Genomic DNA, 25072 nt, shown 5'->3' with positions numbered 1-25072 from the left:
GTTGAGGCGTCGGAGGCAGGGTGAAGAAATCCTTGTGCCGGCTGAGCTGTGGGGTTTGCTGCGAGTCGACCGGACGCTTACCGCAAGCGGTCTGGAGGGGAGGGGATGAGGGGGCTGCCGCCCACGCCAGCCGCCGGCTGAGGACCGTTTTCCAAGCGCACGATGAGGCCGGCTAGATCCGCGAGATCCACCGAGGCCAACAAGCGCACGTTGTCCGCGATCGCCGTGGCCTCGGCTTCACTCCAGACCGGAATGGAGGGGTGAGACTTCCTGGCCTCTTCTTGCGCTGTTCGTATCCTCTCGGAGAGTTCCAGTGCGCGGTCGATATTCACCAGCTTCTGCGCTTTGAGCTCCTCCCGTTTGAGTTCGTTGTCCAAGATCAAAGCCTCGACACGTACAAACTTCTCCTGCACAGTCAGTTCGAGGGTTGAATCTTCGATGACCCGCTGAATATTCTCTCGGGCTGCTTGCTCCGTGAGCAGCTGCTTGCGCGCCTTTCCCAGCCGGAAGGCATCGATGAACGAGGCAACCGCCTGTGCGACGGGTCTGGCCAACTTGCCGGATGTCACGATGTCGACAGGGTTCGAATAGGTGATCGATCTGATGGTTAGGACGTCCTCGCGCACGATCGACAGGGCTAAGTGAGGCGGCCGCAATATCCAGGAGTGTTCTAGCGGCGAGTAGCGCGCGCTTCGCCGCGATGCGTCCTCATCGAGCAGGTTCGTGAATTGAAGAGCCTTCGTCGACGCCAAGACGCCAAGCGCAACTACATCGATGCCAGCCATCAGGGTGGCAAGTGCGTTCTCCGCCGGAAGGTTAGGAGAAGTGTTCCCTGTCACGCGGAACGTGGACGCCTGGTCGACGGCGCGGAGTACTGGTGGTGTGGTCAGTGTGCGCATCGGCCTATCATGCCCGGCTTCGGATGTAGACCGCTCTGCGGCGTGTGTCCGGTTAGGTATTGGTGGCCGAATTTGCGGGCCGCGCTGCAGGATCGGTGTTGCACGATGCGCGCCTAGTCCAGTAGAAGGCGATTTATCTCATATCGCTGTCGAAGAACGGCTTGAGAGGTGAGTCCATGTCGTCCATAAGCACCTGAGCAAATTTCTCGCTGGCGCTGAAGAACTCCTGCGCGTTCAGTACCGGTGTGCGAGCCCAGTCAATGGGATCTCCCGTCGGGTGCACCCGAGCAAACCTGGGGAACGTAAGGGGCGCCAGCGTTGCGTCAACGTACTGTGCTGTGACGTCATCGAGCGAGACGACAGATTGGAGGAGAAGGCGGCGAACCTGGATTGTTGTCAACAGCATGTCTAGGTCTGAACCCCCGGCGGTGGTAGCTACAGTTCGGATACGAACACTTCGCATCCACGGGTGTTCCGTCCAATAGATGGGCGCTGCGTACGTCCAGCTCCCCGTGGGGTGGCCGCTCATCGCCGCTTGAAACACCGGACTGTGCGGTTGCAGCTGGACGCTCGGGTCGTTCTGAAACTGGCGCATCAGGGCTGTCTTCGTCGTCCAGCGCGCGAGCGTGTTCCGCTGTTCGGGAGTGAACTCCAAGTACTGCCCACCTATCAATCGGAGGAGATCTGATTCGACCTCGTTCTCGAGATCGTTCATCCACCCGTTGTTACAATCGGCGCAGACCACCTTCACGGTGGAGCCATAAGGGAGTCCACGCGATTCGATGTCGCGCTCCGTCTGACCGTCTTCTCCGCGATGGGAGACGGTCAACACCTTCGGGCCCACCTTCCCGTCGAACGTCTTGTTGAACTTATTTCTGAGGATGTGTTCCTTCGTCATAGCCGCCGTGACTCCACAGAAAGCGCACTGCTTCTTTGTCACAATCGATCCCCTAGCGTCTCCGGCGGCGGTGCAGGACCCTCAACGTATCGGTCGGTTGGGGGGCTCGAATAGGGTCGCGCGGGCACCTCAGCGCCGAGGCGCGCGCAGACATGAGTCTCGCGGTCCCGCTTGATGCTCGTTGCCGACGGGATTGGAGTCTTCGCTCTACCGGTCTTCGTGATGGGTGTCATCGCAGGGTTGCTATGCCGAGTCGAGCGTCGCGAGACCCCGGCGCCCGCGGTGTCCGGAAGGGGATCGCTATGCGGGCTGCTCCGCTGGCCCGACCGAAGGGACTCGACGTCCGCGAAATCCCGGCGTGCGCCACGTCCCGCATAGGGGTCCGAAAGCTCGTGCCGGATTAGCCAGCTCATGTGGGGCATCTAGCGCCCAATCTGCTTACAAGGCTTGGCGGAAGCGTTTTTGAGGCGGTACTCGGCGGGCGGCCTCATCGGTCGACCACTGATCCGAGATGGTCCAGGACGCAATAGTTGGCTATCCGCTCACACGCCACGCGCCCGCACGGCGTGATTCCGCGCGGCACGGGGGCGGATTGCGCAACCCGTCCGTCGGACCCGCATGCGCGATGACGAACGACGGATGCCACGGCCCCGACGCCGTGGAAGCGTTGGGGCCGTGGCATCCGGTGGGCGACCGCGGTCAGCTGTTCTGGGGGAAGCCGAGGTTGATGCCGCCGTGGGTGGCGGGGTCGAGCCAGCGGCTGGTGACGGCCTTCTCGCGGGTGAAGAAGTCGAAGCCGTGCACGCCATACGCTTTCGCGTCGCCGAACAGCGACTTCTTCCATCCGCCGAACGAGTGGTACGCCACCGGCACCGGAATCGGCACGTTGATGCCGATCATGCCGACCTGCACCTCGTTCTGGAAGCGGCGGGCGGCGCCTCCGTCGTTGGTGAAGATGGCGGTGCCGTTACCGAACTCGCCGCTGTTGATGAGCGCGAGGCCCTCGTCGTAGGAGGCGACCCGCACGACCGAGAGCACCGGCCCGAAGATTTCCTCGGTGTACGCGCGGGATGACGTGGGCACGGCATCCAAGAGCGTGGGGCCGAAGAAGAAGCCGTCCTCGTGACCGTCGACGGTGTATCCGCGGCCGTCGACGACGACCTTCGCGCCGTCGGTTTCGGCGATGTCGACGTAGGAGGAGACCTTGTCGCGGTGCTGTCCGCTGATCAGCGGGCCCATGTCGGGTTCGTCGGTGGCGGCGCCATTGCCGATGCGCAGCTTCTGGATGCGCTCGGTGACCTTCGCGATGAGCTCGTCGGCGACGGGCTCGACGGCCAGGACCACGCTGATGGCCATGCAGCGCTCGCCTGCGGCGCCGAAGCCGGCGTTGACGGCCGAGTCGGCGACGAGGTCGAGGTCGGCATCCGGGAGCACCAGCATGTGGTTCTTCGCGCCACCGAGGGCCTGCACGCGCTTGCCGTTCTTCGCGGCGGTCTCGTAGATGTACTGAGCGATGGGGGTCGAGCCGACGAACGAGATCGACTGCACGACGGGGCTGTTCAGCAGTCCGTCGACGGCGACCTTGTCGCCCTGCAGCACCGTGAAGGCGCCCTCGGGAAGACCGGCCTCCTTCCACAGCTGCGCGAGCCAGAGGGAGGCCGAGGGGTCTTTCTCGCTGGGCTTGAGCACCACTGCGTTGCCGGCGGCGAGGGCGATCGGGAAGAACCACATCGGCACCATCGCCGGGAAGTTGAACGGGCTGATGACACCGACCACCCCGAGCGGCTGCTTCAGCGAGTAGACATCGACACCGTTCGAGGCGTTCTCGCTGAAGGCGCCCTTGAGGAGGTGGGGGAACCCGGTGGCGAGCTCCACGACCTCCTGACCGCGGGCGATCTCGCCCATGGCATCCGATCGCACCTTGCCGTGCTCGGACGTGAGGATCTCAGCCAGCTCGCCCTTCCGGGAGTTCAGCAGCTCTCGAAAGGCGAACAGCACGCCCTGACGCTTGGCGATCGAGTACTGGCTCCACACCGCGAACCCGCGTTCGGCCGAGGCGATGGCCGCGTCGACCTCCGCCTCGTCGGCCAGCGCCACATGCGCCTGCACGGCACCGGTGGCGGGGTTGTAGACGGGCGCGGTGCGGCCGGATGCCGAGGGGGCGGCGGCGCCGTCGAACCAGTGCGCGATGACGGGGAGGTCGGTATCGGTCATGGCTCCCAGTAAACGGCTCGAATCGCGCGCCCGCTCCTGCCAAATTGGACAACTAGGCGGGCCTGGGGTGCCAGATCGGCGGGCTGGCGTCCGGCTGGTGCCCCACCTCTTGTCGAACGGCGACCACGGCGCAGCGTCCCCGGCTGCGTGAGCGCCCCACATCCACTCGGGGCATCGTTCGCTGGACGGCTGGGACCTTAGTCCTCGGTGTGAAGCGCGACGGTGAACGTCGAACCTTTCGGCGTGAAGTCGCCGGCAAGACGGATGAGCTTGCGGTAATCGGCCCAACCGTGCGCGCTCGTCTCGGCGCGGTCCGCGGTCTCTACGAAGAGCTCGAACCGGCGGCCCTCCCTCACCTCGTCCACCCATTCGAGCACCTCCGCGACCGACCTTGCCCCGGTGATCCGCTGCGGGTCGTGTCGTGCGGCTTCGCCGACGTCGTCACCGGTCCAGAAGCAGACCCAGAAGATCGATGGGTCCTCTCTTTGCGCATCGAAGTACGACTCATCCCATTCGGCGTGCATTCGACCTCCTCACTTCACCGAGGGTCGCACGCAGGCCTTCGTTACGAATGCGCGCTCCCATCGTGCGCGTGCGCGTTCCTCACGCCGCGTGGCGTCTCGGTGATCGTCCTCTTCGTGGTTTCAGGAGGTGGGCGTATGGCGGACGCGGTGCCAGTACGCCGCCTCGGCGCTGGTCTGAACGAGAATGCGGCCGGGTGCGGGCGGCGCCGGCCAGAACTGCAGGAGGTACGAATCTCCCGCCTCGTCGCTGTGCTTCGCTTCGCCGAACGCCTGGACGCAATAACGAACGCGATAGTCACCGCGCGGGAGCGGGAACGGGAAGCAGTTGCCGCCCATCATTCCGATGAGGACCGCCTCGTCGAAACGCGTCGCGAAGGAGACGTCCACGACCTCGTCCCACCTCGGGTCCACGGCGGGCTCCGAACCGTGCAGCTCGATGCGGAATGGCAGATATCCCGTATGCGTGCCCGTCGTGAGCTCGAGCACTCCCGGGATGCTGGCTCCGCACAGGCCGTTGCTCTCATCGGCCCAAGGCGCGTCGACGTCGCTGCGGTCCGCATCCTCGTCCGTGGTGACCGACGCCGAGCCGTAGAACACGTCGACGTTGGGCACGTCCAGCAGAATTCGCACCCACGGAGGCTATCGGCGGATAGGGGAGACGACGCCGTGCGCGGGGTGGCCGGTGCGGTACTCGGGCGGTCGCGCCGCCGACGCGGTGACGCATCAGCGGCGCCGGCGGGAATGATGGAGCCCTGCTGAGTTTGAGAACGATTATCACGAGCGATACGATGTCCGCATGACCCGCCGCCTCCTCGCCCCCGTCGCCCTCGGGGCTGTCTCCGTTCTCGCGCTCGCCGGTTGCGCCGGCGGTGCCCCCGCCTCAACGGGCTCCGGCGCCGCCGACGGTGACAAGGTCGCCGTCGTGGCATCCACCGATGTCTACGGCTCGATCGCCGAGGCGATCGGCGGCGACTTCGTCGAGGTCACCTCGGTCATCACCTCGTCGTCGCAGGATCCGCACGAGTACGAGGCAAGCGCGCAAGACCAGCTCACGCTGAAGAACGCCGGCCTCGTCATCGAGAACGGCGGCGGCTACGACTCGTTCATGGAGTCGCTCATCGACGCCAGCGGAACGACCGCCCCCGTCATCACGGCCGTGGAGTTCAACCACGACTACCCGGGTGCCGCCTCGCACGACGAGGCGCACGCCGACGAGGCGAGCCCGTCAGCCAGCGAGAGCGCCGATGCGCACGCCGAGGGCGAGACCCACACCGAGGGCGACGGACACGACCACATCGAGGGCTTCAACGAGCACGTCTGGTACGACCCGCACACCGTCGAAGACCTCGCGAAGGACATCGCCGAGCACCTCGGCGAACTCGCTCCCGACCACGCGGCCGACTTCGCGGCCAATGCCGACGCCTTCGTCGAGCAGATCGCGGGTCTCGAGGACTCCCTCGGCCAGATCGAGGCGAAGGATGCCGGGGCGAAGGTGTTCGTGACGGAGCCGGTGCCCGTGTACCTGATCGACGCGGCCGGGCTCGACAACGCGACCCCGAACGAGTTCAGCGAGTCGGTCGAGGAAGGCCAGGACGTGCCGCCCGCCACCCTGCTGGAGGCGCTGCAGCTCCTCGACTCGGGGGATATCCGCGTCATGATCGTCAACCCGCAGACCGGCGGCGCCGAGACCACGCAGGTCGAAGACGAGGCGAAGGCGAAGAACATTCCGGTGATCGAGTTCACCGAAACGCTGCCCGAGGGTCAGACTTACATCTCGTGGATGCAGAGCAACATCACGGCGCTGTCCGACGCGCTGACGGCGTGAGCGCGGCGGCACCGCTGCGCATCCGCGGCGCTGCCCTGGAGCGGGGCGGCGAGGTGCTGTGGTCGGGGCTCGACCTCGAGGTCGCCCCCGGCGAGCTCGTCGCGGTGCTCGGGCCCAGCGGCTCGGGCAAGACGACGCTGCTGCGCGCCATCCTCGGCCTCGAGCGCCTCAGTGCCGGGTCGATCGAGGCGCTCGGCACGCCGGTGCGTCGTGCGGGCAATCGCCGCATCGGCTACATCCCCCAGCAGCGACCACTGCCCCGCGAGACGCCGCTGCGTGGACGCGACATCGTGGGCCTCGGCGTCGACGGGCATCGCCTCGGCCTGCCGCTGTCGCGCAAGAAGGACCGCGCGCGCATCGACGACCTCCTCGAGGCCGTGGGCGCCGCGGAGTTCGGCGACCGGCCGGTCGGGCTGCTCTCGGGCGGGGAGCAGCAACGGCTCCGCGTGGGCCAGGCCCTCGCCGACGACCCCGCCCTGCTGCTGTGCGACGAGCCGCTGACGAGCCTCGACCTGGCCAACCAGCAGGCCGTCGTCCGTCTCATCGACCGGCACCGACGCGAGCGCGACGCCGCGGTGCTGCTGGTGACGCACGACATCAACCCGGTGCTCTCGCGCGTGGACCGCATCCTCTACATCGCGAACGGCCGCTTCACCCTCGGCACCCCCGACGAGGTGCTGACCACCGAGACGCTGAGCGCCCTGTACGGCGCTCCCGTCTACGTCGTGCGCGCGGGCGGACAGCTCATCGTCGTCGGAGCACCGGATGCCGACGAGTCCCACCACCATCACCACGACGAGGACGACGCATGAACTGGTCCGACGTCGGCGACGCCCTCTTCGGCGGGGTGAGCCAGTACGGCGCCATCCTCGAGCTCGTGCAGAACTCCGTCTACGCCGGTGCCGTGCTGGGCCTGGTGGGCGGACTCATCGGCGTCTTCGTGATGCAGCGCGACATGGCCTTCGCCGTGCACGGCATCAGCGAGCTCTCGTTCGCGGGCGCCGCGGTGGCGCTGCTCATCGGCGTCGACGTCGTGTCGGGCTCGATCGTCGGTTCGCTCATCGCCGCGGCCCTCATCGGGGTGCTCGGGGCGCGGGCGCGGGACCGCAACTCCATCATCGGCGTGCTCATGCCGTTCGGTCTGGGTGTCGGCATCCTGTGCCTGTCGCTGTACAACGGCCGCAGCGCCACCCGGTTCAGCCTGCTGACCGGCCAGATCGTCTCGGTACAGAGCGAACAGCTCGGCTGGCTCGTCGTCATCGGTGTCGCGGTGCTGGCCGCCCTCCTGCTGATCTGGCGCCCGCTGCGCTTCGACTCGCTCGACCCGCAGTCCGCGGCCGCTCGGGGCGTGCCCACGACCGCGGTCTCGTTGGCGTTCATGCTGCTGCTCGGGCTGATCGTCGCCGTGGCCGTGCACATCATCGGCGCACTTCTCGTGATGGCGTTGCTCGTGACCCCCGCCGCCGCGGCGATGCGCGTGGCATCCGGCCCGCTCTCGGTGCCCCTGCTCGCGGCGCTGTTCGGCTTCGTCTCGGCGGTGGGCGGGGTGCTTCTCGCCGTCGCCGGGACGCTGCCGGTGAGCCCCTACATCACGACCATCTCGTTCGCGATCTACCTGGTCTGCCGGGTGGTCGGCGCGCGGCGCGATCGCACCACTCGCGCGCTCTGACGGTGCCCGCCGGGGCGCGTCCCACGGCGCGGTCGGGCGCGACCCCTCACGCCGGTACGCCTCGCCCGACCCCCAGCCGATTCACCGATCGCCTCGCTAGACTCGCCGGCATGGTCCAGCGCAACACGTGGCAGCGCGAGCGCGTTCGCGAAGCCCTGTCGGGAGCCGGCGGCTTCGTCAGCGCGCAGGCTCTGCACGCCACCCTGCGCGACGAGAACACCGGCATCGGCCTGGCCACCGTGTACCGCACGCTCGCCGGTCTCGCGGCCAAGGGAGACGCCGACTCCCTGCAGAGCCCCGAGGGCGAGAACCTCTTCCGTGCGTGCGAGACCCGCGGACACCACCACCACTTGATCTGCCGTTCGTGCGGCAAGGCGGTCGAGATCGCCGCGACCGACGTCGAGGACTGGGCGAAGCGCACCGCCGCCCAGCACGGGTTCAGCGAAGCCGAGCACGTCGTCGACATCTTCGGCATCTGCACCGATTGCGCCCGCGCCCGGGCTCGCGAGCGTGGCGACGAGTAGTCGCACCGCGGCGCCCTCGCCCCCGCGCACGGGCGCCTCCCGCACCCTCGTCGCGCTCGGCCTGGGTGTCGTCGTGGTCACCGCGCTGTTCCTCGTCGACGCGTTCGCGCCCACGTTCTTCGCACAGCCTCTGCCGACCCGGGCTCAAGACGGGCTGACGCTCGCGCTGAGCGTGCTCATCGAGTCGCTGCCGTTCGTGGTGCTGGGCGTGGTGCTGTCGATCATCGTGCAGGTGTGGGTGCCGCCGGGGGCGATCGAGAGATGGATGCCGCGCGCGCCCTGGGCGCGCCGGGCGGTGCTGTCGCTGCTGGGGATGTTCATCCCCGTCTGCGAGTGCGGCAACGTGCCCTTCGCCCGCGGCCTGCTCATGCGCGGGTTCGGCGTCTCCGACACCCTGACCTTCCTGGTGGCGGCTCCGATCGTGAACCCGATCGTCATCATCTCCACGCACGCGGCGTTCGGATTCAGCGACGGCATCCTGGTCGCGCGCCTGATCGGCGGATACCTCGTGGCCAACCTCATCGGGTGGCTGTACAGCCGGCATCCGGATCCCGACAAGCTGCTCACCGAGCGCTTCCTCGCGACGTGCGAGATCGTGGTGCAGGAGCGCGGCAGCCGCGGTCGGCGCACTCTGGCCCAGTTCGTCGTGGAGCTGCGGTCGGTGATGCCGGCGCTCATCATCGGGTCGCTGCTGGCGGGGGCGGTGCAGGTGCTCGTCCCGCGGAGCGCCCTGCTGGCGATCGGCTCCGATCCGGCGCTCTCGATCGCCGCCATGATGCTGCTGGCGATCGTGGTGTCGCTGTGCTCGAACGTCGACGCGTTCTTCGCGCTGTCGTTCGCCTCGACCTTCACGCCCGGCTCGCTCGTCGCCTTCCTCGTGGTCGGACCCATCATCGACCTGAAGATGATGGCGCTGCTGCGCACGACCTTCACCACACGGGTCCTCGTCGGGATGACGGTGGTCGTGGTGCTGTTCGCCTTCGCCCTCGGAACGGTGGTGAACCTCCTTGTCTAGATCGGGTGCCCTCGCCACGCGTTGGCTCGGCGTCGGGCTCGCGGCCTGCCTGTCGATCACGACGATCACGCTGTGGATCACCGGCCGCATGTCGCTGTACATCAACCCCGACTCCGCGTGGTTCGCCGTCGGCATGTCGGTCGTCCTGCTCGTCGGTGCGATCGCCTCGTTCGCGCTGCCTCTCGGAGCCGAGGCCGACCACGGACACGACCATGAGCACGGCCACGCCCCCGCCGCGGCATCCGCCCGCCGCGAGGCGTTCGCCCACGCCGATCACGAGCACGCCGATCCTCTCGACGACCACGATCACGCAGCGCACGACCAACTCGCCGCGCGTCCGCGCCTGACCCCCGGTGGCATCGCGGCCTTCACCGGCGGTGTGCTCGCCTCGGGCGCCGTGATCGCGGTGCTGCTGACGCCGGCGGCGTCGCTGTCGACCGAACTCGCCGTCTCGCGCGACGTGGGGGCGCCGCCCTTGTTCGCGGGTTCCGACGTCATCACGCTTGCGGCTTCCGGAGACACCACGCAGTTCGGCATCGGGGACTGGTCGGCCGTATTCGCCCACGCCACCAACCCCGAGACCTTCGACGGCAAGCCCGTGACGCTCACCGGATTCATCACCCCGGGCGGCGACGGCGCGAGCTTCGACCTCACGCGCCTCGTCATCACCCACTGCGTGATCGACGCGCAGACGGCGCGCCTCCCGATCGCCGCATCGGTCGACGCCCCTGCGACGGGCCAGTGGGTGACCGTCACGGGCACGGTGCGCTCGAGCGGCGACGGCAGGCTCGAGGTGCAGGCCGAGCAGGTGGCATCCATCGACGAACCGGCGGACCCCTATGAGTACTGACTCGCGCCGATCGCGTTCGCGTGCGCGCCGCGGTCGGGGGTTCGCGGTCGCCTTCGCCGCCGTGCTCGTCGGCCTCGTGGTCGTCGGCGGGATCGGCGGGGTTGTCGCGGTGGCGCAGGGGCCCCGCGTCACCGACGTGCAGGTCGATCCCGCGGCCGCGGTTGCGGCATCCGGATCCCGCGTGATCCTGACCACCACGCAGTCGCTCGAGACCGTCGACGCCTCGCAGGTGTCGGTGGAGCCGGCGACGCCGTTCACCGTCGACACCGCGGGGCGAAGCGTCGGCGTTCGCTTCACCCTGCCGCTGCGTGACGACACCGACTACCGCATCACGGTCGACGGGGTGAGCGGCCTGGGCGCCGGGCCCTCGTCGACACTGACCGAGACCTTCCGCACGCCGCCGTTGCAGGCGTACCTGATGCAGCGCGGCACCCCCGAGGGCGACACGATCTTCCGTACCGACCTGAAGGGCGAGGCGGGGTTGCCGGTCTTCGTGCATCCGCACATCGAAGACTTCCGCGCCACCGCGAACCACCTCGTGATCTCGGTGCGCGACGGCGACACCGCCCGGGTGATCGTCACCGATTCCGACGGGCAGAACGCCCGCGACGTCGCACTCCCCGGCCCCGGGTTCGTCAGCAATCTGCAGTCGGCCGACCGCGGCGAGCGGGTCGGATTCACCTTCTCGGATGCCGACCTGGGGGCCGCCGGAGGGCGCGAGAGTCGACTGTTCACGATGTCGGCCGCCGATGACGCGCCCCCCACCGACGTGGGCTTGAACGGCGGCGACGCACGCATCGCCGACTACCGGTTCGTGCCCGACACCGACAGCATGCTGGTGCTCACGTTCGATTCGCGCCTGCTCCTCACCGACGCCGAGGGCGGCAACGCGGCGCCGCTCGGCAGCGCGGTGTCGATCGACGGCATCGCCCGCGGCTCGTCGGTCGCGATCGTCGAGCGCCTCGAGGGCCTGCGCGAGGTCGACCTGACCGACGGGTCTGAGCGGCCCCTCGTACAACCCGTCGACCCGCCGGGCCTCGCCGGGCGAGCCACCCCGGTGCCCGGAACGGATGCGGGCACGATCCGCTCGTTCGCCGACATCAGCGCCGACGGGGTCTCGCGCTCGACCACCGTGGCGCACGTCGACACCGGCGGTGCGGTGCGGCCGATGCTCGAGGTCCCCGGCTCCGACACGGTGCTGCAGACGTGCGTCTCGCCGAGCGGCCGGTACGCGGCGGTGCTCATCGCCCCGCGGGCGGTCGACAACCCCTTCGACCGTTATCAACTGCCCCTCCCCGAACGGCTGCTGACCCATCTGGTGGAGGTCGACACCGGTCAGGAGGTCGTCGCCCTCCAGGGCTTCGACCTGTCGTGGTGCCAGGTGCCCCCGCAGTGACGCGTCCGGCGACGCGCGACGACCTGTCGGGGCTGCCCGTCGAGGTCGCACCGCGGCTGCTGGGCGCACTGCTGGAGACCGTCGTGGGCGGCGAACGCGTGGTCGCGCGACTGACCGAGGTCGAGGCCTATCACGGGCGCGGCACGGGCGACCGGCCCGATCCCGGGTCGCACGCGCGCATGGGGCCGACCGTGCGCAACGCCACCATGTGGGGCGAGCCGGGGCACCTGTACGTGTACCTCAGCCATGGCATCCACTCCTGCGTCAACGTCGTCTGCGGGCCCGAGGGTGTCGCCGGCGGTGTGCTGCTGCGCGGCGGCGAGATCACCGAGGGGGCCGACATCGCCGAGCGGCGGCGACTCGAGCGGCTCGGTGCCGTGCGGTCGCAGCGCGACCTCGCGCGCGGGCCGGGGCGATTCGGCGACGCGGTGGGACTGCGGCATCCGGTGCACGACGGGATCGACGCGATCACGGGATCCGCACGGGCGGGTGCGGCGGCGCGATTGCTGCTGCCGACGGAGCCTCCCGGCCGGATCGCCACCGGACCGAGGGTCGGCGTCGCGGGGGTAGCGGGGACCGCCGCATTCCCGTGGCGCTTCTGGATCGAGGGGGATGCCACGGTCTCGGCGTTCCGCTGGGGGCGAGGCGCCGCCGAGGAGGCGGCCCGTCAAGGCGACACGCCGCCCGTGCTAGACTGACCCCTTGTCTGCGCGCACTCCAGCACGCAGTTCGCATCCCATCTCCTGAACGTGGCCTTTCGCCGTGCTCAGACGGGGTGCAGACAAGGGATCTTGGGTGGCACCGTCCGGTGTCACGGTACAGAAGGAGACATCACCATGGCAGCAGTGTGCCAGGTGACTGGAGCGGTTCCCGGCTTCGGTCACAACATCTCGCACTCGCACCGCCGGACGAAGCGCCGCTTCGACCCGAACGTGCAGAAGAAGACCTACTTCGTTCCGTCGCTGGGTCGCAACATCAAGCTCAACGTTTCGGCGAAGGGCATCAAGGTCATCGACGCTCGCGGCATCGAGTCCGTCGTCCGTGACCTGCAGGCGAAGGGCGTGAAGCTGTAATGGCGAAGAAGGCTCAGGACGTACGTCCGATCATCAAGCTGCGTTCGACCGCGGGCACGGGGTACACCTACGTGACGCGCAAGAACCGCCGCAACAACCCCGACCGCATCGTGCTGAAGAAGTACGACCCCGTGGTCCGCAAGCACGTCGACTTCCGAGAGGAGCGCTAAGCACATGGCTAAGAAGAGCAAGATCGCGCGCAACGAGCAGCGCAAGGTCGTCGTCGAGCGCTACGCCGCGAAGCGCGCCGAGCTGAAGAAGACCCTGGTCGACCCGACCGCGACCGACGAGGCCCGCGAGGCCGCTCGCGTGGGGCTGCAGAAGCTCCCCCGCAACGCGTCGCCCGCGCGCGTGCGCAGCCGCGACGTCATCGACGGTCGCCCCCGTGGTGTCCTTACGAAGTTCGGCGTCTCGCGCGTCCGCTTCCGTGACATGGCCCACCGTGGCGAGCTGCCCGGCGTGACCAAGTCGAGCTGGTAAGCACCAGACGTCCGTACGAAGGGGCGGGGATTCCGAAAGGGGTCCCCGCCCCTTCGTCATCACCGTCCACGGAGGGCGGGAGTCCCGAAAGGGGTTTCCGCCCTTCGGTGTCTCCGCGTCGTCTCAGGCGTCGGCGCCGGTGAGCATTTCCACGGCCTCGGCGCGGCCGGCGACACCGAGCTTCTGGTAGATCGAGCGCACCTGGGTCTTGACCGTGTTGAGCGAGACGCCGCGTTCGCGTGCGATGTCCGGCAGGCTCAGTGACCGCAGCAGCAGTTCGGCGGTGGCGTTCTCGGTCGGGGTCAGTCGGGCCACCGTGAGCGGAGAGCGCGCCTCGGCATCCGGTGTCGCCACGCGCGCGAGCGCCGCGTGCAGGTACGGCAGCACGTCGGCGAGCTCGGGGTCCTCGCGGGCGGCGGTGTCCATGAGCGCTCGGGTCTCCTCGTGCGGGAGCATGAGGAACGGCGTCGCCGAGCAGCCGGTGCGCACGATGAGGCGGAGCGCGGTCTCCATGCTCTGGTGCGCCCGCCGGGTGAAGCCCATGCGGTTCAACGCGAGAGCGCGTCGCACGAGTAGAGGAGTCAGGGTCCGCAGGCAGTGATCGGCTTCGGATGCCACGCACGCGTCGGTCTCGAGCAGCAGCTCGCGATCGCGCCCGAGGCGCAGCAGGGCGGCGGAGCGCTGCATCGAGAAGCAGATGCCGTGGCCCTCCGGGGTTTCGCAGGGTTCGAGGGTCGACAGAGCCTCGCGGTACTCGCCCTGCGCGACAAGGATGTCGGACACGACGCTCACCAGGAAGTGCCGCATCATGCGGTGACTACTGAGTCGTCGACTGCCGTGCAGAAGCCGTCGGCCCTCGGCGCGACCCGCTCCGAGATCGCGGCGGAACATCATCGCCATCACCTCGATCGCGCGCGCGGCGTATCCCCAGTACGGGTCGTCGGGCTGTACGCGGCGCATCTCCGATGCGGCGTCGAGCAGGCGTCCGACGTCGAGCCGGGAGGAGGCGATGAGCGCCTCTGCGAGCAGGAGCAGGTAAGCGGTCTCGGGTGCCTCCCAGCCACGGGCGCCGAACAGCTCTGTGGCCGCGGCGCGGGCGGTCTCGGCCGTGAGGTATTCGCCGTTGAGGGCGTGGCCGAGGGCGCTCACCGACAGGGCCCGATAACGCGTCTCGTCGGTGTCGGCGAACAGGAGCGCCTCGGCGCCGAACCGCGCGCCCGCCTGGGGCCAACCGATGGCGTTGCAGTACTCGCCGATGCTCGCGCAGAGCTGCGACCGTGCCCCGGACGACAGCGAGGCCGGCCTGTTCAGACGGACATCGTCGAAGTAGCGTGCAACGACGGCGGCTCCCTCCGCGAGGGCGTCGCGCCGGGCGCGGGCGGCCAGGAGCGCCGCGAGGGACAGAGCCGCCGCATCGGTCCACACCACCGGTGTTTCGGGGAGCTCCGCCTCGGCGAGCAGGGCGAGGTGGCGCGCAGTGGGGACGCCGTGGCCGGGGAGGAGGCGCAGTGCCGTCGTCGCGGCGGCGCTGCGAAGCGCGGCGCGTGCCTCTATCGAGGCGGGCGTTCCCGGCATGGCCCCTCCTAGGTGAATACCGTCAGCGGGTGAGTTCTTTCGGGCTTCGGGTGCCCTCGAACTGGTGCGGCACATCATAGTTCTGTTGTGTTGCGTCAAGAATCGGCGAGAGCGGAGGTGTGGAGAACGCCCGGCGGACTCCGTCCAGAATCGCCCGCCGACCCCTCCGTCTTAACCCGGTCGGTGCGGTGCGCCGACCGTGCACTCGGGCCGTGCGCCCGGTGACCGTCGCGGCGATGCACGTGACGGATCAGGGGTCGCTTCGGCCCCATCCGCACCGTGCGCACCACGACACGCGGTGGAGAACGGGTCGAAATCGGTCAGAATCCGCGTAATTCCGCGGTTCGGTTGATACTGTCGAGGCGGTCTCCCGACCACCGAGGAGGATTCCTCCTCGTCCGAGTAACGAGAGACGGCTTTCGCCGCCGTCTGGAGGACACCACATGGCCGACAAGTCCATCACCAAGACCGAGCTCGTCGCGAGCATCGCCAGCGCGACCGGGCAGAGCCAGTCCGCCGTGTCGGGCGTGCTCGACTCCCTCTTCTCCACCGTCTCCGAGGCGGTCGCCAAGGGCAGCAAGGTCTCGATCCCCGGCTGGATCGCCTTCGAGCAGGTCGCCACGTCGGCTCGCACGGGCCGCAACCCGCAGACGGGCGAGGAGATCTCGATCCCCGCCGGCAAGCGCGTCAAGGTCACCGCGGGCTCCAAGCTCAAGGCCGCCGTCAAGTAAGACGACGCCGAACCATCGAGGGGGGATGCCCAGCGGCATCCCCCCTCCGTCGTTCCCGCGCGACGTAGGCTGGACGCGTGAATCCCCGACTTCTGCGCGTCGCGGGACCCGTCATCCTGGTCGTGGTCTCGATCGTCGCCGTCGTCGCCGGTCTCGCCTTCGGCGGCGGAGCGGCCCCCGGACGCCTGGCCGACGCCGGCCCCGTGGTGCGCTGGGGTCTGCCGATCGCCACGACGGTGGTCAACCTCGCCGCGGCCACCATGGTCGGCTCGCTGGTGCTGGCGCTGTTCGCGTTGCCCGCGGGGGAGCGGCCGTTCGAGATCGCTCTCGACACCGCCTCGATCGGCGCCGCCGTCTTCACCGTCGGTGCAGCCACGACGGGGTACATGACGTTTCTGAACGTCCTGAACGCCACCCCCACGCTCGACGCCGTCTTCGGGCAGCAGCTCGGGCGCTTCCTCGTCGAGAGCCCACCGGGGCAGGCCTGGCTGATCACCACGATCGCCGGGGCGGTGCTCACGGTGCTCACCTTCGCCGTGCGCTCATGGATCCCGACGCTCATCGTGGCGATCCTCGCCCTCGCCTCGCTCATCCCGATGGGCACGCAGGGTCACGCCGGCACCGAAGCCAGTCATGACGCCGCGGTCACCGCGCTCGTGCTGCACATCATCGCCGCGGCGGCCTGGCTCGGCGGGCTCATCCTGCTGGTCGTCGTCAGGCCCGCGATGTCGCGCGGACAGCTGCAGACCACTCTGCTGCGGTACTCCTCGATCGCGCTCGTGGCGTTCATCGTGGTCGCGATCTCGGGCACCGTACGCGCGTCGATCAGCCTGGTGGACGTGCAGAACCTCTGGTCGGCGTACGGCGCGCTCGTGCTCGTCAAGGTCGTCGCGCTCGTCGCCATGGGAGTGCTCGGCGCCTGGTACCGACGCCGCCTCATCTCGCGCATGGCCGACGAGCCGGGGTCCGCGCGCTTCTGGGGCGTCATCGCCCTCGAGCTCGTCTTCATGGGTGTCGCGAGCGGTGTCGCCGCGGCGCTCGCGCGCACGCCCCCGCCCACTGAGGCGGCTCTGATCGGCAGCTCGCCGGCCGAGGTGCTGACGGGCGCGCCGCTGCCGCCCGAGTTGACCCTCGAACGCTGGTTCACGGCGTGGAACATCGACCTGCTGTGGGCGCTGATCGTCGCCTTCGGTCTGTTCTTCTACCTCGCCGGCGTCTGGCGCCTGCTCCGCCGGGGCGACTCGTGGCCGATCCACCGCACGGTGCTGTGGTGCCTGGGCATGTTCGGGGTGTTCTGGGTCACGTCGGGTCCGATCAACGTCTATCAGGACTACCTGTTCAGCATGCACATGATCGGGCACATGCTGCTGTCGATGGCCATCCCGCTGATGCTGGTCTCCGGGGCACCCGTCTCGCTCGCCGCCCGCGCGATCCGCAAGCGCGACGACGGCACGCGCGGCGGGCGCGAGTGGATCCTGTGGGCGGTGCACAACCCGATCGCGAAGGTGCTGACGAACCCGTACGTCGCCGCGGGCCTGTTCATCGGCTCGCTCTGGGCGTTCTATTACACCGACCTGTTCCGGTGGTCGCTGTACGACCACGTCGGCCACATCTGGATGGTCGCGCACTTCCTCGTCACCGGGTACCTGTTCGTGCTCAGCCTCATCGGCATCGATCCGGTGCCCTTCCGCCTGGCCTATCCGATGCGCCTGCTGGTGCTCATCGCGATCATGGCGATGCACGCGTTCTTCGGCATCGCGATCATGATGAACTCCGGTCTGATGGTGGCGGAGTGGTTCGGCGCGATGGGCCGCACCTGGGGCGCGACGCCCCTCGAGGACCAGTACGTCGGCGGCGGCGTGGCCTGGTCGGTGGGCGAGATCCCCACGCTCATCCTCGCCATCACGGTGGCGATCCAGTGGAGCCGCAGCGACGAGCGGCACCAGAAACGCCGTGACCGTCACGTCGACCGTGTCGGCGACCTTGAGCTCGACGCGTACAACGAAGAGCTGGCGCGACTGGCCGACCGCGACGCGCGGGTCGCCGCTCGCGGCCGCGCCTGAGCGAGGATCGTCCGGGCGGTACGGAGTGTGTCGGGCTGCGGTGGGTCGGGCCGTGCTGGGCCGTGCTGTGCCGGACCGTCCCCTGCCGTGCACAACGGCGGGGCGAGTGGGTGACACGCCGTGCGGAGGGTGGCGCGGGGCGGCGTGTCACGGGAGCGGGCCGCGGTTGTGCCCTTGGCATCCGCCCGTCGCGCCAGCCGGACGAACCGTCCTTAGCGTCAGTCGGACGACCCGCCGACCAGGATGGATGCCGAACCGTCGGGCTGCACGGTGATCTGACCGTCGACGCTGAAGTCGACGTCGTCTTCGACCGTGCGGACGCTGCCGTCGAAGATCGACCGGATGTCGACCTCGATGTGGGCGACCGCCTTGGCCGACGGGATGCGCCATCCGGCACCGTCGGGCTCGACGGTCACCTGCGGCTGCTGCACGATCGACCACGAGGGGGCGTCGTCGATGCGGTTGCGCACGGTGAACCCGAACGGGCAGCCCGTGGGCTGCAGAACCTTCTGTTCGGCGCAGGCCGTGAGGAAGTCCTCGACCCGCTGCTGCACGACCCCGAGGAACTCCTTCGTCGGCTGCGCCTGCACGTCGACGGGGATGCCGGCCAGAGGCGCGTCGGCGAGCACGGCGACGCCGGGGGTCGATGAGATGGCCGTGTCGACGGCGACGGAGTACAGCCCGGGTGAGAAGACCAGCAGGGGAAGCGGAGCGGTCGGGTCGACGTCGGTGCCGTCGATCGACACCTGCCGTTTGTCGACCTCGAACCCATTGACCGCGAAACGCATCGACCCCTGGACCGACAGGTCCATCACCGACAACGGGCTGCGGGCGAAGCGCCAGCGGGGCAGGAGCGCGCCGCCGGTGTCGCGCTGCACGTCGAACGTGGTCGTCCCGGTGTACCCCCCGACGGAATAGCTCGCGGTGACGCGCGTGCGGTCGCCGTCGACGCTCTCGCCGGTGATGACGGCATCCGTCACCGCCTGGAGCGATTCGGGGCGCAGAAGTGCCTCGGATGACGTGGCGGGCAGGCCCGCGGCCTCGAGCTCGGCGGAGTCGACGGCGACGCCGGGGATGGCGAGGGCTTCGGCGGCTCGACGCTCCTGCAGCAGCTCGAGGTAGTGCAGCACGAAGGCGCGGGGGCTGTAGAACTCGCGGTAGAGCGAGGCGGCGCCCGCGCCGAGAGCGGCGGCCAGCAGGATGCCGATGAGGACCATCGCGGGGATCTCGAACCGACGGCGCCGACGCGCACCGCGGACCCCCTCGGGCGTCGCGGGGCCCCCGCCGGCGTTGCTCACGCACCCAGTCTAAGAAACGCACCTGCGCAGACGCCGCGCGGCGCCCCGCGAGGTCGCACACGCGCGATCTCCCGCGGGCCGCACGGTGACGTCAGACGGCGACGAGAGAATGCACGATGGTGACGGCGGCGAGCTGCCCTCCGGCGATCGCCGCTGCGAGCGAGAACATGGGGCCGGGAAGGCGGTCGGGCTGGGCGAGGTCGCCCACCGCGTAGACGCCCTCGACGCTCGTGCGGCCGAACGGATCGGTGCGCACGGCGCCCGATTCCTGACGCTCGAGACCGAGCGCGTCGACGATCTCTCCGCGCACGGTCCACGTGGGTGCGACGAACGCGCCCGCCACCTCCCGGGAGGAGCCGTCGACGAGTTCCAGGCGCAGTCCGTCGGTCGTGCCCGTGACCGCCCGCACGTCGGCGGGCGCCACGACGAAGACCTCGGATGCCACCGGCTCGAGCATGAGGGCGAGAGCTGCGACATGCGGCGACGCGTTGACGACGGCGACGGGTCGGCCCGCGAACTCGTGCCCGTGGCAGAACGGGCAGTTGGCGACGGTGTCGCCCCAGCGCTCCGCGAGTCCCGGGATCGGGGGGAGCTCGTCGGCGACGCCGGTCGCGAGGATGACCGCGTGCGTGCGGAGCCGTCGGCCGTCCACGGTGACCGTCAGACCGTCATCGTCACGGAAGACCTCGGTGACGGCGGCATCCCGGACCTCGACGCTGCCGTAGGCCGCGATCTCGGAGCGCCCGATCCGACGCAGCTCGGCGGGGTCGCGACCGTCGTTGGTCAGCAAATTGTGGGCGTGACGGACGGTCTCGTTCCGATACGAGCCCGAGTCGACCAGCAGGGTGCGCCGGTGCATGCGCCCGAGGGTGAGGGCCGCCTGCAGGCCCGCGGGCCCGCCTCCGATGATGATCGCGTCGTACACGATGGACTCCTTCCGCTTGTGTTCTCGTCCATCGTGTGACTTCATGTCGACATGAAGTCAAGCGGGGAGTCCATCGGCGAGGCGGCGGCGCGATTCGGGCTCGACACCCACGTGCTGCGCTACTGGGAAGACGAGGGTCTGCTGCGGCCCGTCCGCGACGGTGCGGGCCGGCGCCGGTACGGCGACGACGACGCCGTGCGGATCGCGGTGATCCTGCGCAACAAGGCGGCGGGGCTCTCTCTCGAGCAGATCCGGGTGCTGCTCGACGACGACGCCCCCGACCGACACCGGGTGCTCGAGGAGCACGTCGCCGAGCTCGACCGCCGCGCCGCCGACATCGCGCAGGCGCGCGCGATGACCGAGCATGCGCTGCGGTGCCGCTCGCACGACATCACCCAGTGCCCGCGGTTCCGCAGCCACGTCGCCGACGTGCTCTCGGGCGAAGCGCGCTGGCTGCTCCTGCACACCGAGCCGGCGGGCGGTCCCGTCGGCACTCCGCCGCCCGCCGGCGACGGTGCGAACTAGCATGGGCCGGTGACCACGCCGCCCCTCTCCGCCGAACAGCAGGCGCTGTTCCGGCTGATCGAGGACACGCGCGAGCACGTCTTCGTCACGGGCCGCGCCGGCACGGGCAAGTCCACGCTGCTGCAGCACCTGGCGTACAACACCAAGAAACAGATCGCCGTGTGCGCGCCGACGGGGGTGGCCGCCCTCAACGTCGAGGGGCAGACGATCCACTCGCTCTTCCGCCTGCCCATCGGGCTCATCGCGAACGGCGACATCGACCAGAACGACGCGACTCGAAGGCTCCTCAACGCCATCGACACCCTGGTGATCGATGAGATCTCGATGGTCAACGCCGACCTGATGGATGCCATCGACCGCTCGCTCCGTCAGGCTCGCGGCCGCCGTTCCGAGCCGTTCGGTGGCACGCAGGTCGTGATGTTCGGCGATCCGTACCAGCTGGCGCCGGTGCCGCCCCGCGGCGACGAGGCGCGCTACATCGCCGACCACTACCGCTCGTTCTGGTTCTTCGATGCGAAGGTCTGGTCGGGTGAGGCCGCGAGCGACGGACTCATCGACATCGGCCGGCACGGGGCCGACCTGCACGTCAACGAGCTCGTCGAGATCCACCGGCAGTCCGACCCCGGCTTCAAGACGCTGCTCAACGCGGTGCGGTACGGACGCGTCACGGCCGAGATGGCCGGCATCCTGAACACCGCCGGAGCGCGCACGCCCCCGCATCCGGCCGACGGCGAGCATCCGATCATCACCCTCGCCACCCGCAACGACCGCGTGAACACGATCAACCGTCGCCACCTCGAGGAGCTCGTCGGCCGCACGCAGACGGCCGCCGCCGAGATCTCGGGCGACTTCGGCCGCGGCGAGGCGAACTACCCCGCCGAGATGGAGCTCACGCTCAAGGTCGGGGCGCAGGTGATGTTCCTCCGCAACGACGGCGCGCAGTTCGGCGAGGCCCCTCGGTGGGTCAACGGCACGATCGGTACGGTCACCCGCATCGCCGGCGACAGCGTGCGGGTCGAGGTCGACGGCATCCAGCACGATGTGGAGCCGGCGGTGTGGGAGAGGTACCGCTACGCCTACGACCCGGGTACGAAGAACCTCTCGCGCGAGATCGTCGCCGAGTTCACCCAGTTCCCCCTGCGCCTGGCGTGGGCGGTCACGATCCACAAGTCGCAGGGCAAGACGTACGACCGCGCGGTCGTCGACCTGGGCTCGGGGGCTTTCGCGCCGGGGCAGACCTACGTCGCCCTCAGCCGTCTCACCTCCCTCGACGGCCTCTACCTGACGCGCCCGTTGCGCCCCGGCGACATCCGGGTCGACGAAGACGTCCGCCGCTTCATGAAACAGGCGTGGCTCGCCCGGCAGGACGCGGCGGCGGCGCGGCAGGCGTAGCCCCGCGCGGCACACCGGGCAGGACGTGGCGGCTGCTCTGCATCAGACGTCGCCCCGTGCGCGCGGCGCGGTGGCCGGCGGTCGCGATCGGTCACGCGACCTGGTCGGCCTTCGCGCGGGTCAGGTCGGCGAACAGCTCCGTGGTGAACCGGTACGCGACGAGCACCTCGGCGATGACCCTTTCCTTCTCGGCGTCATCCCAGGGGGCGGCGTCGAGCTGATCGCGGTAGACGCTCTTGAACGCCTTCGGGTCGGCGATGTCGCCGAAGAGCAGGAAGCCGATGCCGTTGGTCTCGAAGCCGAAGCGGCGCTGCATGAGCCGACCGATTGACGGCCCGCCGGAGAGGTCGCCGAGGAAGCGCGTGTAGTGGTGCGCGACGAACCCTCCCGGCCACGTCGCGGCCACCCGGCGGATGCGCGACACGTAGGCCTGAGTGGTGGGCAACGGTCGGATCTCGCTCTGCCAGTGCGGGCCGATCAGAAAGGAGAGGTCGGCTTCGAGAGCGGGCAGTCGCGAGAGCTTGTCGCTGAGGAAGACGGATGCCACCGGGTCGGTGCGCATGCGCGCCGACGCTTCTTCGAGGGCGGCGTAGAGGAACCAGTGCTGGGCGATGAGCGCGATGTAGTCGTCGCGGGTGCCGGCACCGGTGAGCAGGTCGGTCATGAAGCCGTCGCACTCGCGCGGAGAGTGCGCGCTGCTGGAGCGCTCGCGCAGGGCCGCGGAGAACGGGAGGACGACGTTCATGCGGCCATCATACGCAAACGGTTAGGTTTACCTAACCCCTAGATTCCCGCGCGTACACGGCAAGGCGCAGTCGTGATGCAGACGTGACGGGCCGCTCGCGCAAGCGGCGGTTCCGCTCAGGCGCCATGTGTTTGAATGCATCGGGAGCGCGCTTCGTCGCGCTCGGAAACACTGGGGGTCCACATGGCGAGATGGCGTCGTTCCGCTGCCATCGCGACGGCGGGCGCGGGAGTGCTCCTCGTTCTGTTGAGCGGTTGCACGGGCCCGGGCACGGTGTCGATCGATGTCCCCGCTCAGGTCGACGCCCCCCTCCCCGATGCCACGGCGACCGAGATGCGCGACGCCGTCGCCGCGGCCATCACCGCCACCGGTGCCACCGGGGCCGTCGTCGGCGTCTGGGCGCCCTGGAGCGGCAGCTGGGTGTCGGGCGTGGGTACCCAGAGCCCCGGTGGAGCGGAGGTGACCGCCGACCTGCAGTTCCGCGCGGCCGACGTCACCGGCGCCATGACCTGCGACGCGCTGTACGGCCTCGCCGCAGACGGCAAGCTGTCGCTCGACGACTCGATCACCGATTGGGTGAGCAGCGTGCCCGGCTACGAGGCCATCACACTGCGTCAGCTGTGCGACGGCACCTCGGGGCTCGCCTCGTACACGCAGAGCCTCGACTTCCTGACGTGGACCAATCCCGGGCGCATCTGGAACGCTCGCGAACTGATGGCGTATGGCATTTCGAAGCCGCGATTGAACGACCCCGGAGTGCAATTCGCGTCGTCGCCGACGAACTTCCTCGTCGCAGGTCTCGCCGTCGAGCGGGCGACCGGTCAATCGCTCGCCGACGTCATCACGGAGCGCGTGATCCAGCCCCTCGGTCTCGACTCCACGTCGATGCCCTCGTCTGCTGCCGCCGCTCCCGGCACGGCTCCACTCACGGGGCACTGGTCGCAGCCGAACGCCGAGGGCGTGTACGACTGTGCGCAGCCGGGTGAGTTCACGACGATGTCGGCGAGCTACGGCGCCGCCGCCTCGGGGGCCGTCACCGACATCCGCGACCTCGGGCGCTACGCGCAGGCGCTGGCCACCGATGCGCTCCTGCCCGACGGCAGCGACCGTTTCGCCAATCCGGTGCCGGTCGCTTCCGACCAGCCCACGTGGTTCACCGCTGCGGGCGGCGCCTATCAGGCGGGGTCGCTGATCGGACAGTTCGGCTCGACGCCCGGCTACATCGTCGGAGCCTTCGCCGACCCCGCGACCGGGATGTCGGTCGCGGTCGCGCTGAACAACTCGGCGGGCAACGAGAACACGGGAGCCTGGCTCGCGTGGCAGCTCGCGGCGATCGCCTCCAAGGCGCCGGCCGCTCAGGGCCAGACCATCCCCGAGGCGGGGCTGCCCTGGACGGCCGACCAGATGCGCGAGAACATCGCCGCCAACGCGATCTGCTCGCCCCCCGCGGGATGACCCCACGCGGCGGACAGGGGTCGGCTGCGGCCCTGGTCCTCGTGGGCCTGGCGTGCCAGGAGGTCGGCGCCTCCTTCGCCGTGATGCTGTTCCCGGAGACGGGGCCCCTCGGCATCGTCATGTTGCGGCTGGTGTTCTCGGCGCTCCTGTTGCTGCTCATCGCCCGCCCGAGCCTGCGCGGCCACACGGGGTACGCGTGGCGTTCCGTCGTCGGGTTCGGTGTGGTGCTGGCATCCATGAACGGTCTGTTCTACCTCGCACTGGCGCGGCTGCCGCTCGGGGTCACGGTCACGATCGAGGTGCTCGGGCCGCTGACCCTGTCGATCCTGACCGCGACGGGGATCGCGCGCTGGCTGTGGGCGGGACTCGCGCTGGCGGGCGTCGTCGCCCTCGGGGCCGGCGGGTGGGACCGGCTCGACCTGCTCGGCGTCGTGTTCGCCCTGGGTGCGGCGGTGAGTTGGGCGTTGTACATCCTCGCGTCGGCGCGTGTGGGCCGTGAGTTCCCGCGGCTCGACGGGCTCGCGCTGGCGATGACCGTGGGTGCCGTCATCGCGCTGCCCTTCGGGATCTGGCAGGCAGGTCCCGCGCTGCTGCGCGTCGACCTGCTCGCGCTGGGAGCGGCGGTCGCGCTGCTGTCGTCGACCATTCCCTACGCCCTGGAGCTCGTCGCGCTCCGGCGCCTGCCCGCCTCGGCGTTCGCGATCCTGATGAGCCTGGGGCCGGCGACGGCGTCGATCGCGGGCTTCCTGCTGCTCGGTCAGCACCTGTCGTGGCTCGAGATCGCGGGCATCGGCCTGGTCATCGCCGCGAGCATCGGCGCGGTGTTGGCCGCCGCCCGCCGCGGCACGGCTGCACGGCATCCGGGGCCCGACGCCGACGAGCCGCTGAGCGAGCCCGTCGGCTGAACGTATGCCACGGGGGCGGCATCCGGGACCTGACGCGGACGAGCCGCTGAGCGAGCCCGTCGGTTGAGCGGATGCCACCGGGGCGGCATCC

General features: G+C 69.5%; 26 protein-coding genes. 17 read left to right on the top strand and 9 right to left on the bottom strand.

Annotation, left to right across the window (positions count from 1 at the left end; genetic code table 11):
- Positions 1-77 precede the first annotated feature (77 nt).
- From ASF76_RS02230 to ASF76_RS02210, 5 genes are all read right to left on the bottom strand, one after another.
- On the bottom strand, positions 78-899 hold the full coding sequence (locus ASF76_RS02230; protein ID WP_156459081.1) for a hypothetical protein: 822 nt from the start codon (positions 897-899) through the stop codon (positions 78-80).
- A 133-nt stretch (positions 900-1032) separates the two neighbouring features.
- Positions 1033-1839 carry a hypothetical protein gene (locus tag ASF76_RS02225; protein WP_156459080.1) on the bottom strand — a complete coding sequence of 269 codons (807 nt, stop codon included), beginning with the start codon at positions 1837-1839 and terminating at the stop codon, positions 1033-1035.
- 657 nt (positions 1840-2496) lie between these two features.
- Positions 2497-4011: a CoA-acylating methylmalonate-semialdehyde dehydrogenase gene (locus ASF76_RS02220; protein ID WP_055952275.1), complete on the bottom strand. Its 1515-nt coding sequence runs from the start codon at positions 4009-4011 to the stop codon at positions 2497-2499.
- A 197-nt stretch (positions 4012-4208) separates the two neighbouring features.
- A complete protein-coding gene (locus tag ASF76_RS02215; protein WP_055952272.1) occupies positions 4209-4535 on the bottom strand; it encodes a hypothetical protein in 327 nt (108 codons plus the stop codon).
- A gap of 120 nt (positions 4536-4655) precedes the next feature.
- On the bottom strand, positions 4656-5165 hold the full coding sequence (locus ASF76_RS02210) for a hypothetical protein (RefSeq protein WP_055952269.1): 510 nt from the start codon (positions 5163-5165) through the stop codon (positions 4656-4658).
- Between the two features lie 166 nt (positions 5166-5331).
- On the opposite strand from ASF76_RS02210, the gene ASF76_RS02205 reads away from it, so the two are divergent.
- From ASF76_RS02205 to rpsN, 11 genes are all read left to right on the top strand, one after another.
- Positions 5332-6360 (top strand): metal ABC transporter solute-binding protein, Zn/Mn family, encoded by a 1029-nt coding sequence (locus tag ASF76_RS02205; protein WP_055952267.1) that lies wholly within the window; start codon positions 5332-5334, stop codon positions 6358-6360.
- Positions 6357-7172, top strand: a complete 816-nt coding sequence (locus tag ASF76_RS02200) for a metal ABC transporter ATP-binding protein (protein ID WP_055952264.1) — start codon at positions 6357-6359, stop codon at positions 7170-7172. Before ASF76_RS02205 ends, ASF76_RS02200 begins: the two co-directional genes overlap by 4 nt.
- Positions 7169-8029, top strand: coding sequence for a metal ABC transporter permease (locus tag ASF76_RS02195; RefSeq protein WP_055952263.1), 861 nt, complete (start codon positions 7169-7171; stop codon positions 8027-8029). The genes ASF76_RS02200 and ASF76_RS02195 overlap by 4 nt, the downstream gene beginning before the upstream one ends.
- Positions 8030-8139: 110 nt before the next feature.
- Entirely contained in the window at positions 8140-8553 is a 414-nt protein-coding gene (locus ASF76_RS02190; protein ID WP_055952261.1) for a Fur family transcriptional regulator, read from the top strand.
- Positions 8540-9568, top strand: a complete 1029-nt coding sequence (locus tag ASF76_RS02185) for a permease (RefSeq protein ID WP_055952259.1) — start codon at positions 8540-8542, stop codon at positions 9566-9568. Before ASF76_RS02190 ends, ASF76_RS02185 begins: the two co-directional genes overlap by 14 nt.
- Entirely contained in the window at positions 9561-10418 is an 858-nt protein-coding gene (locus ASF76_RS02180) for a TIGR03943 family putative permease subunit (protein ID WP_055952256.1), read from the top strand. The genes ASF76_RS02185 and ASF76_RS02180 overlap by 8 nt, the downstream gene beginning before the upstream one ends.
- Complete coding sequence (locus tag ASF76_RS02175; RefSeq protein ID WP_055952253.1) at positions 10408-11814, top strand: hypothetical protein; 1407 nt, start codon at positions 10408-10410, stop codon at positions 11812-11814. Before ASF76_RS02180 ends, ASF76_RS02175 begins: the two co-directional genes overlap by 11 nt.
- A complete protein-coding gene (locus ASF76_RS02170; protein ID WP_055952250.1) occupies positions 11811-12512 on the top strand; it encodes a DNA-3-methyladenine glycosylase in 702 nt (233 codons plus the stop codon). The genes ASF76_RS02175 and ASF76_RS02170 overlap by 4 nt, the downstream gene beginning before the upstream one ends.
- 138 nt (positions 12513-12650) lie before the next feature.
- Positions 12651-12887 (top strand): 50S ribosomal protein L28, encoded by a 237-nt coding sequence (gene rpmB / locus ASF76_RS02165; protein WP_055832508.1) that lies wholly within the window; start codon positions 12651-12653, stop codon positions 12885-12887.
- The gene (gene rpmG / locus ASF76_RS02160) at positions 12887-13057 is read left to right on the top strand and encodes a 50S ribosomal protein L33 (protein WP_013584775.1); all 171 of its coding nucleotides are present in this window, start codon (positions 12887-12889) and stop codon (positions 13055-13057) included. Before rpmB ends, rpmG begins: the two co-directional genes overlap by 1 nt.
- 4 nt (positions 13058-13061) lie before the next feature.
- Entirely contained in the window at positions 13062-13367 is a 306-nt protein-coding gene (gene rpsN / locus ASF76_RS02155; protein ID WP_013584776.1) for a 30S ribosomal protein S14, read from the top strand.
- Between the two features lie 123 nt (positions 13368-13490).
- On the opposite strand, the gene ASF76_RS02150 is transcribed toward rpsN, so the two are convergent.
- Complete coding sequence (locus tag ASF76_RS02150) at positions 13491-14942, bottom strand: helix-turn-helix transcriptional regulator (RefSeq protein WP_055952246.1); 1452 nt, start codon at positions 14940-14942, stop codon at positions 13491-13493.
- 443 nt (positions 14943-15385) lie between these two features.
- Between ASF76_RS02150 and ASF76_RS02145 the strand changes: the two genes are divergently transcribed.
- Both ASF76_RS02145 and ASF76_RS02140 read left to right on the top strand, forming a co-directional pair.
- Positions 15386-15673, top strand: coding sequence for an HU family DNA-binding protein (locus ASF76_RS02145; protein ID WP_013584778.1), 288 nt, complete (start codon positions 15386-15388; stop codon positions 15671-15673).
- 77 nt (positions 15674-15750) lie between these two features.
- Positions 15751-17736 (top strand): cytochrome c oxidase assembly protein, encoded by a 1986-nt coding sequence (locus tag ASF76_RS02140; protein WP_055952244.1) that lies wholly within the window; start codon positions 15751-15753, stop codon positions 17734-17736.
- 218 nt (positions 17737-17954) lie between these two features.
- Here the strand turns inward: ASF76_RS02140 and ASF76_RS02135 are convergent, their stop codons facing one another.
- Together ASF76_RS02135 and ASF76_RS02130 are read right to left on the bottom strand one after the other, a co-directional pair.
- Positions 17955-19034 carry a hypothetical protein gene (locus ASF76_RS02135; protein WP_055952240.1) on the bottom strand — a complete coding sequence of 360 codons (1080 nt, stop codon included), beginning with the start codon at positions 19032-19034 and terminating at the stop codon, positions 17955-17957.
- Positions 19035-19125: 91 nt separating this feature from the next.
- The gene (locus tag ASF76_RS02130; protein ID WP_055952237.1) at positions 19126-19959 is read right to left on the bottom strand and encodes an NAD(P)/FAD-dependent oxidoreductase; all 834 of its coding nucleotides are present in this window, start codon (positions 19957-19959) and stop codon (positions 19126-19128) included.
- Between the two features lie 51 nt (positions 19960-20010).
- On the opposite strand from ASF76_RS02130, the gene ASF76_RS02125 reads away from it, so the two are divergent.
- Positions 20011-20484, top strand: coding sequence for a MerR family transcriptional regulator (locus tag ASF76_RS02125; protein WP_055952233.1), 474 nt, complete (start codon positions 20011-20013; stop codon positions 20482-20484).
- Positions 20485-20493: 9 nt separating this feature from the next.
- On the top strand, positions 20494-21876 hold the full coding sequence (locus tag ASF76_RS02120) for an ATP-dependent DNA helicase (protein WP_055952230.1): 1383 nt from the start codon (positions 20494-20496) through the stop codon (positions 21874-21876).
- A 91-nt stretch (positions 21877-21967) separates the two neighbouring features.
- Here the strand turns inward: ASF76_RS02120 and ASF76_RS02115 are convergent, their stop codons facing one another.
- Positions 21968-22621 (bottom strand): biliverdin-producing heme oxygenase, encoded by a 654-nt coding sequence (locus ASF76_RS02115; RefSeq protein ID WP_055952227.1) that lies wholly within the window; start codon positions 22619-22621, stop codon positions 21968-21970.
- 183 nt (positions 22622-22804) lie between these two features.
- On the opposite strand from ASF76_RS02115, the gene ASF76_RS02110 reads away from it, so the two are divergent.
- Both ASF76_RS02110 and ASF76_RS02105 read left to right on the top strand, forming a co-directional pair.
- On the top strand, positions 22805-24076 hold the full coding sequence (locus ASF76_RS02110) for a serine hydrolase domain-containing protein (protein ID WP_055952224.1): 1272 nt from the start codon (positions 22805-22807) through the stop codon (positions 24074-24076).
- Positions 24073-24981 (top strand): EamA family transporter, encoded by a 909-nt coding sequence (locus ASF76_RS02105; protein WP_055952221.1) that lies wholly within the window; start codon positions 24073-24075, stop codon positions 24979-24981. The genes ASF76_RS02110 and ASF76_RS02105 overlap by 4 nt, the downstream gene beginning before the upstream one ends.
- The last annotated feature ends 91 nt before the right edge of the window (positions 24982-25072 follow it).

Source organism: Microbacterium sp. Leaf151 (assembly GCF_001424225.1).
Lineage (GTDB): Bacteria > Actinomycetota > Actinomycetes > Actinomycetales > Microbacteriaceae > Microbacterium.
The sequence above is the reverse complement of the archived record's forward strand: the minus strand, read 5'-3'. Positions and strand labels throughout refer to the sequence as shown.

Coding starts and splice junctions, on each gene's coding strand:
- ASF76_RS02230 (WP_156459081.1), bottom strand. CDS start 899: ATGCGCACACTGACCACACCACCAGTACTCCGCGCCGTCGACCAGGCG.
- ASF76_RS02220 (WP_055952275.1), bottom strand. CDS start 4,011: ATGACCGATACCGACCTCCCCGTCATCGCGCACTGGTTCGACGGCGCC.
- ASF76_RS02215 (WP_055952272.1), bottom strand. CDS start 4,535: ATGCACGCCGAATGGGATGAGTCGTACTTCGATGCGCAAAGAGAGGAC.
- ASF76_RS02205 (WP_055952267.1), top strand. CDS start 5,332: ATGACCCGCCGCCTCCTCGCCCCCGTCGCCCTCGGGGCTGTCTCCGTT.
- ASF76_RS02195 (WP_055952263.1), top strand. CDS start 7,169: ATGAACTGGTCCGACGTCGGCGACGCCCTCTTCGGCGGGGTGAGCCAG.
- ASF76_RS02190 (WP_055952261.1), top strand. CDS start 8,140: ATGGTCCAGCGCAACACGTGGCAGCGCGAGCGCGTTCGCGAAGCCCTG.
- ASF76_RS02175 (WP_055952253.1), top strand. CDS start 10,408: ATGAGTACTGACTCGCGCCGATCGCGTTCGCGTGCGCGCCGCGGTCGG.
- rpmB (WP_055832508.1), top strand. CDS start 12,651: ATGGCAGCAGTGTGCCAGGTGACTGGAGCGGTTCCCGGCTTCGGTCAC.
- rpmG (WP_013584775.1), top strand. CDS start 12,887: ATGGCGAAGAAGGCTCAGGACGTACGTCCGATCATCAAGCTGCGTTCG.
- rpsN (WP_013584776.1), top strand. CDS start 13,062: ATGGCTAAGAAGAGCAAGATCGCGCGCAACGAGCAGCGCAAGGTCGTC.
- ASF76_RS02150 (WP_055952246.1), bottom strand. CDS start 14,942: ATGCCGGGAACGCCCGCCTCGATAGAGGCACGCGCCGCGCTTCGCAGC.
- ASF76_RS02145 (WP_013584778.1), top strand. CDS start 15,386: ATGGCCGACAAGTCCATCACCAAGACCGAGCTCGTCGCGAGCATCGCC.
- ASF76_RS02125 (WP_055952233.1), top strand. CDS start 20,011: ATGAAGTCAAGCGGGGAGTCCATCGGCGAGGCGGCGGCGCGATTCGGG.
- ASF76_RS02115 (WP_055952227.1), bottom strand. CDS start 22,621: ATGAACGTCGTCCTCCCGTTCTCCGCGGCCCTGCGCGAGCGCTCCAGC.
- ASF76_RS02110 (WP_055952224.1), top strand. CDS start 22,805: ATGGCGAGATGGCGTCGTTCCGCTGCCATCGCGACGGCGGGCGCGGGA.
- ASF76_RS02105 (WP_055952221.1), top strand. CDS start 24,073: ATGACCCCACGCGGCGGACAGGGGTCGGCTGCGGCCCTGGTCCTCGTG.